We start from the raw sequence: 6,696 nt of genomic DNA, 5'->3' as shown, positions 1-6,696 counted from the left end.
GGCTTGGTCCCACTTCTGTCTGTGTAGTTCGTCGGACTCGTCGGCGTACAGCACGAGCCGTACAGATGGTCTCGGCTCCCTGATGACCGAGCCCGGGCGCCATGGAGGAGGCGATACCGCAAGGGAAAGGCCGGCAGTGGTGAATTCGCCGAAGGGGTCCACCGAGTCTTCCTGCGGCTGTGGTTCTACGAGCCCCCCGGCGAGCCTGTACCGATCCCAACGTGATTCCCGCTTCCTGCCGTGCCAGAGCAAGTAGCGTGCTTCCCAGGCCAGTCTGGCAGTGAGCCAGTCATGATGCAGAGCGGACACGTTGAGGCTCCTAACCACCGCTTGCGACAATGCGGACAGGCGGTCAGCATCACGCGCGATCATCACAGCAGCCTCGCCTACCGCCTGGTCAGCCTCCGACTCAGTTGGCTCCGTATGACCGGCCCTCGCGAACCCCAGGACGAGATCGGCAAGCTGGGTACTAGCACGCTCGGCTTCCTCCTCCGCTTGTTGGGCTGTCGCGCCGGAAGCAAGGAGCTTTGCAACCAACGATGCCTTTTCATCCTCTTTGACTTTCCGATGTGCGTCCATCCAGAGTTCATCCATCTTCCTATGGGCTAGGTTCTGTGCGAGAGCGGCCCATTCCGCCATAACCGCCTCGACGAACATGACGAATGGACTTGTGGGATCGTCGTCCTGATACAGTTCCCGAAAGAAAAGCGCGCGCAGTCTCTCCAGCCGGGTCATGAGAGGAGAGGTAATCGTTCTCGGGGGAAGAGTAGAGTTCGGGCGAATTTCCCCGGGAGTGGTCTGAGTAGGGCGCCAAGCCTCGAGGGCGCCTCGCAAGAGTTGGTGGATTCTCGTCATGTGCTGCTACGCTCCGCCATGCTTGTGGTATTATAACATCGCATGGCAACGAATCACAATCTTCCAAGCCCCCCTCCGCCGAAGGCCTTCTACACGATAGAGGAGGTGGCGGAACTCCTCGGCCTCCATCGGGCGACGGTCAGCCACTACATAAGCAGCGGGCAACTGCGGGCGGCGCGCCTCGGCCACAGGACCGTGCGCATAACACATGAAGCGGTTCTCGACTTCCTCAGAACCAAGGAGGCCGAGACGCAGGCATCGATAAGGCAAGGAAACAAGAGGCGTGGCAAAGCGAAGAGCTAACGGCGAGGGCACAATCTTCCAGCGGAAAGACGGCCGCTGGATGGCGATGATTTCGCTCCCGAATGGCGAGAGAAGGCAGTTCATCAACCGGGATCGGTCCATCGTTGCGGCGCAGTTGACCGAGGCGCTGCACGACCAACTCAAGGGCATCCCCATCGCGACCAGTAGCCACACCGTCTCGCAGTACCTGGCTCAGTGGCTGGATCACACAGGAGCCAGCGTCCGACCGCGTACTCATGAGGCGTACGCGTTGAACGTCCGCCGCCTTGAGCCTCTCCTTGGTCGGACAAAATTGGCTGCACTCACGCCCCAGATGATCGACGCAGCCTACCAGCAGTTGCTGGGTGAAGGCCTCTCTAAGAGATCCGTCGAACAGTGCCACACTGTCCTCCACGGCGCCCTGGAGAAGGCTCTCAAGTGGGGTCTGGTCGGGCGAAACGCCTGCGACGCGGTCACGCCGCCGCGGCCGGAGCGCTCCGAGATGAAGACGCTCAGCGAGGAGCAGGTTCGCAGGCTTTTCGAAGCTTCCGCCGACGACAGGCTGCACGCCCTCTGGGTCTTGCTGGCGACAACCGGACTGCGTTTGGGAGAGGCGATTGGCCTGCGCTGGCAGGACATTGATTTCGCTCTGCAGACGTTGACGGTTCGCCGGGCGCTCCAGCGCCAGCGCGGCGCTGGCTTAGTGTTCGTCGAGCCCAAGACTAGGCGAAGCAGGCGGACCATCGCCCTGCCGAATGGAACCATCGCCGCCATCCAAGCCCACCGCAAGCGCCAGCTGGAAGAGCGGCTTCAGGTCGGCGCCGCCTGGCGGGACCAGGACCTCGTATTCTGCCGCTGGGACGGCGGCCCCTTGGAGCCCTCGGGACTCGCGCAACGGTTCGACAGACTCCTGCGTCAGGCGGGTTTGCCGGACATCCGCGTGCATGACCTCCGCCACACGGCGGCAAGCCTCCACCTCATGAAAGGCACTCACCCCAAGCTGGTACAGGAGATGCTCGGCCACAGCACGATCACTCTGACCCTTGACACCTATTCCCATGTGACGCCCGGAATGCATGCTGACGCTGCGAGGAAAATGGAGAGCCTTTTCGCGCCCGCGGCGACCGCCGCCAGCGCATCTTCCTGACTCGTCGGTCGCCAGCGTCTTTGGTTGTCTGTAGCCGTTGCTGTCAAAACTGCTGTCAAAACTCCTGAGACAGCGGTTTCCGACGGCTCGAAGGCGCGCCCCTGAAGCCCTTTGAGACGCCGATTTAGGTTCGGTTTCGCCTGGCGGGAGTGCGAGGGAGTCGAACCCTCCCAGCACGGCGACGCCGCGCCGCAACGGTTTTGAAGACCGCGAGAACCACCGGGCCCCATCCACTCCCATCCGGAGTCTAGCAGTTCGCTGGCCCGGACCTCCGGTCCGGGCGCAGAGGTAAAGGACGGCACGCCCGGCGCCGGCTCTACGCCGGCTCGTAACGAAGGAGCGTCACCTCTGTCCCCTGGACATCTTCGAACACGGGCCGCACCCGCATGCCCACCTTGATCGCGGCCTCGTCGACGTTCACGAGTGTCGTCGTCAGCCGCGGGCCTTCGTCGAGCTCTACGACCGCGATCTTCTGAGGCGTCTCGTCCTGGAACTGCGGCGCGGTCGGCCGCCGCGCGATCGTGTAGGTGTAGAGAGTCCCGAGGCCGGAGACTTCCCGCCATTCGAGGTTGGCGCCCAGGCAATTCGGGCAGTTGGACCGCGGATAGTGGACGTAGACCTCGCAGTCAAGGCAGCGCTGCAGGAGCACCTTGCGCTGGCGCAGCCCCTCCCAGAAAGGCCTCGAGGTCGGCGTCGGCACAGGCAGCGGCTTCTCCATCATCGTCATCCTCAGTCTCCCTGCAGCAGCAGCGCCGCCTGCTCACTCATCACGCCGCCCGTGCCGGAGACGAAAGCGAGGTCCGCCTTCGGCACCTGGTTCTCGCCCGCCCGCTGCTGGAGCTGGCGCGTCGCCTCCGTCACATGCGACATGCCGCCGGCCAGTCCCGCTTGCCCGAAGGAGAGCTGTCCGCCATGCGTATTACAGGGAAAGTCGCCCTTGTAAGTCAGGTCGTGTTCCTTGATGAACTTCGCGCCTTCCCCTTTCGCGCAGAAGCCGGCGTCCTCGAGGGTCAGGAGCACCGTGATCGTGTAGCAATCGTAAAGGGAGACCAGGTCGATGTCCGAGCGCCTGGCGCCGGCCATGGCGAACGCCATCTCCGCGGCCGGGCCAACGGGCGTCTTCACGATGTCCTCCGCGTACGTCGGCGTCTTGATCTCCAGGTGCTCGCCGAAGCCTCGCACCCAGACCGGGCGGTGTTTCGCGCGCCGCGCCCGCTCCTTCCCGGCCAGCACTACCGCCGCCCCACCAGACACCGGCATCACGATCTCGAGCATGTGTAACGGGTCCGCGATCATCGGACTCGCGAGCACGTCGTCGGCCGTTATCGGCTGACCGTAGAAGATCGCGGCAGGGTTGGCGCAGGCGTTCGTCCGCTGGTCCACGCAGATCTTCGCCATCGCCCAGGGGTCGTAGCCGTACACGGCGGCGTAGCGCTGGGCGATCATGGCGTAGCTGCAGTTTTGGGCCACGTTGCCGTAGGGGATGTCGAACTCCGCCTGGGGCGAGCCGAAGTTGGCGCTGGAGGCGCCGAAGCCCATCCCTCGTGGGCGGCCGTCGGCCTGCGGCGGCTGCGGGCCCGGCATCGACGGCAGCGCGCACACCACGACATCGCAGACGCCGAGCTCTATCGCCGCCGCGGCCCGCCAGACCATGCCCGCCGCCGTCGCGCCGCCCAGGTCCACGACTTCAGCGAAATTGACCTTCGTCCCGAGGTACTCGGAGATCGTCGCCGGCACGAACATCGAAGCCTCACGGATCGAGGACGACGAGCAGATGCCGTTGACTTCGCGCGGACTGATCCCGGCGTCGTCCAGCGCTCGTTTCGCGAGGTCGGCCCACTGCTCGATTGGCAGCTTGAAGGGCCCCTGCGGCCGCCTCTCCGGCTTCAGCTCCGCAATGCCGACAATCGCCGCTTCGCCCCTGAGTCCCATGACGCATGCCTCCCGCGCAACCTTCCCCCGAAGAGTACAGAGTCGACGGTCGAGAGTGCAGTAGGCACGATGCCGTGTCGTGCGCGGCAGGCGCCTCGTGGGGATGATGCACGCCGGCCGGGGCTGCCGGATTATCTACCGGCTGCAGCCAGCGGCAACCGCCAGCGCCTAACACGCTGAGCTCACGCTCGCGGGAGCGCGCCCGAGACGCCGGGCGGGCCGGTTCGCGATATGGGGACACGCTGTCGAAATTGGCGAAGGAAACCCGGGCCCAGCGCGCGTCGTGCACGAGAGCACGACCCTCTTATGCCGCATCAAGCGCCACCGCGCTGGCAGGATCTGCGCTCTCCTGGCTCACCAGGGGACGCCAGCGCAGCGGCTACCCGGGGAACGCGTCCGAGATGTAGTGGTCCGCCGCGATCGCCGCGGTTGCGCCGTCGCCGGCGGAGCTTACTACCTGGCGCGCCGACTCGGTGCGGATATCGCCGGCGGCGAAAATCCCCGGTACGCTCGTCCGCATCCACAGGTCGGTCACCACGTGGCCGCCAGCATCGAGGTCCACCAGGCCCTTGAGGTATGCCGTATTGGGCGTCGTGCCGATGAAGACGAACACTCCGGCCACCGCCAGTCGCGATTCCTCGCCGGTTACCACGTCGCGCAGACGCGCCGCTTCCACAGCCGACTCGCCTTCGATTTCCGTGACCACCGTGTTCCACCGGAAGGTTATCTTCGGCTCCGCAAAGGCGCGTTCCTGCAACACCCGGCTGGCGCGCAGCTGGTCGCGCCGGTGGATGATCGTGACCTTCGAGGCGTACCGCGCGACGAAGAGGCCTTCGTCCAGCGCCGAATCCCCGCCACCCACGACCGCGACCTCCATGTCCTTGAAGAAGGCGGCGTCGCAGGTAGCGCAGTAAGAGACCCCGCGACCGGTGAGACGCTCCTCCCCCGGCACTCCCAGACGGTTGTGGTCCGCCCCGCCCGCCAGGATCACGGCCTTCGCCCGATACTCAGCCTCCGGGCCCTTCACGACCCTGTAGGCGCCGTCAAGATCGACGGAGGTGACGCTGCCGTCGACGATCCTCAGGCCGTTTGCTTCTGCCTGGCGCCTCATCTCCTGGGCCAGGTCGAAGCCGTTGATGGACATGAAGCCGGGGTAGTTCTCGACCGCGGAGGTCAGTGAGATCTGCCCGCCGATGACGCCGCGTTCGATGAGCAGCGTTTTGCGGCGGGCGCGCGCGGCATAGAGGCCGGCGCTTAACCCGGCCGGTCCGCCGCCGACGATCACGATGTCGTAGTCGTTCACGGTCATTGGATCTGCCTTGCGGGCATGAACAGGGGCGGGCTTACGACCCGCCCCCGCAGGTTGTCCTCGATAGGTTGGCTCAGGGAAGGACCGAGTCGAGGCGCTTCTTGAGGTCGCTCTTGGGCCGGAACCCGATAATCTGGCCGACAGGCTGGCCCTGCTTGAAGACCAGCAGCGTCGGGATGCTGCGGATGCCGTACTTCATTGCGGTCTGAGGGTTGTCGTCCGTGTTCAACTTCAGGAACTGCACCTTCCCCTCGTACTCGTCCGCCAACTCCTCCACGATCGGGGCGACCATGCGGCAGGGGCCGCACCACGGGGCCCAGAAGTCGACCAGTACGGGCTTGTCCGCCTTGAGGACTTCCTGCTCCCAGGTGCTGTCGGTAACGTCTGCCGGCTTCGCCATGACTGCGGTTTCCTCCTATGAATGCTGTCTCGTTGACAGGGTTCCCTCTCGGTGAGTAGACTGTAGCATACCCCCGAGGGGTATGTCAAACAACCAGAGGGGCAGTTGCCGTTGGTGGGCCAGTGACACATCGGCACCGCAACGGCGGAAAGGGCATGTAAGGGAGTAGGGCTGTCTGCTGGTCCGGCCAGCGGCGCCCATTGCCACCACCCTGAAACCTATGGATGAGCTGACGAAATCGGTAGTGACGCGCTTGCGCCGCATCGAAGGTCAGGTGCAGGGCCTGCAGCGCATGCTCGAGAGCGGCCGCGAGTGCGAGGAGCTGCTGACCCAGGTGATGGCCGTGCGCAGCAGCATCGACCAGGTCGGCATTCTGCTCATGGAGCATCACCTGGAGCGCTGCATCCTCGATGAGTTGCCGGCCGACTCCAACCTGGTCCGCGAACTGAACCTCGCCCTCAAGACCTGGGCGCGCTTCGGCCTTGTCCCGGGCGCGCGCTCCGAGCTCCCGGCGATCGACCGGCCGGTCGAGACCAGCGCCTGACGCGACAGGGCATCAGCCCCGGATGCCCGCGGCCGCTTCCGGCCGGATGCCCTCGCCTGGCAGCCGCCGTCCCCTACCGAGGTGAAGTGCCAAAGGCCATCGCGGTCAGCGAACACGCGCCGGCGCGGTAGATGGGCGTCTCAGGAAGATGGACGCGGCCGTCTGGCAGGTGGGCGTCGCGGCCCTCCGCTCTGTTGGCCACCCGCAGCTGGCCTGCCCCTCCCAGG

At 65.4% G+C, this 6,696-nt stretch carries 8 protein-coding genes and 1 tRNA gene; 3 read left to right on the top strand and 6 right to left on the bottom strand.

Annotated features, from left to right (window positions below; all coding sequences use genetic code 11):
* Nucleotides 1–735: hypothetical protein (locus VNN10_14800; GenBank protein HXH23290.1), on the bottom strand; the 735-nt coding region annotated here is incomplete at its 3' end.
* 162 nt (nucleotides 736–897) lie between these two features.
* Here VNN10_14800 and VNN10_14795 point away from each other — a divergent pair.
* Both VNN10_14795 and VNN10_14790 read left to right on the top strand, forming a co-directional pair.
* Entirely contained in the window at nucleotides 898–1,158 is a 261-nt protein-coding gene (locus tag VNN10_14795; GenBank protein HXH23289.1) for a helix-turn-helix domain-containing protein, read from the top strand.
* A complete protein-coding gene (locus VNN10_14790) occupies nucleotides 1,139–2,284 on the top strand; it encodes a site-specific integrase (protein ID HXH23288.1) in 1,146 nt (381 codons plus the stop codon). The genes VNN10_14795 and VNN10_14790 overlap by 20 nt, the downstream gene beginning before the upstream one ends.
* Before the next feature lie 141 nt (nucleotides 2,285–2,425).
* Here the strand turns inward: VNN10_14790 and VNN10_14785 are convergent.
* The 5 genes from VNN10_14785 to trxA all read right to left on the bottom strand — a co-directional run bounded on the left by VNN10_14785 (nucleotide 2,426) and on the right by trxA (nucleotide 5,925).
* Nucleotides 2,426–2,522, bottom strand: a tRNA-Sec gene (locus tag VNN10_14785).
* A 78-nt stretch (nucleotides 2,523–2,600) separates the two neighbouring features.
* Nucleotides 2,601–3,011, bottom strand: a complete 411-nt coding sequence (locus tag VNN10_14780; GenBank protein ID HXH23287.1) for a Zn-ribbon domain-containing OB-fold protein — start codon at nucleotides 3,009–3,011, stop codon at nucleotides 2,601–2,603.
* 2 nt (nucleotides 3,012–3,013) lie between these two features.
* A complete protein-coding gene (locus VNN10_14775; GenBank protein ID HXH23286.1) occupies nucleotides 3,014–4,216 on the bottom strand; it encodes a thiolase family protein in 1,203 nt (400 codons plus the stop codon).
* Between the two features lie 379 nt (nucleotides 4,217–4,595).
* A complete protein-coding gene (gene trxB / locus VNN10_14770; protein HXH23285.1) occupies nucleotides 4,596–5,525 on the bottom strand; it encodes a thioredoxin-disulfide reductase in 930 nt (309 codons plus the stop codon).
* Between the two features lie 73 nt (nucleotides 5,526–5,598).
* Entirely contained in the window at nucleotides 5,599–5,925 is a 327-nt protein-coding gene (gene trxA / locus VNN10_14765) for a thioredoxin (GenBank protein ID HXH23284.1), read from the bottom strand.
* Nucleotides 5,926–6,145: 220 nt separating this feature from the next.
* On the opposite strand from trxA, the gene VNN10_14760 reads away from it, so the two are divergent.
* Nucleotides 6,146–6,469 (top strand): metal-sensitive transcriptional regulator, encoded by a 324-nt coding sequence (locus VNN10_14760; GenBank protein ID HXH23283.1) that lies wholly within the window; start codon nucleotides 6,146–6,148, stop codon nucleotides 6,467–6,469.
* The last annotated feature ends 227 nt before the right edge of the window (nucleotides 6,470–6,696 follow it).

It is taken from the genome of Dehalococcoidia bacterium (assembly GCA_035574915.1).
Taxonomy (GTDB): Bacteria; Chloroflexota; Dehalococcoidia; order DSTF01; family WHTK01; genus DATLYJ01.
The sequence above is the reverse complement of the archived record's forward strand: the minus strand, read 5'-3'. Positions and strand labels throughout refer to the sequence as shown.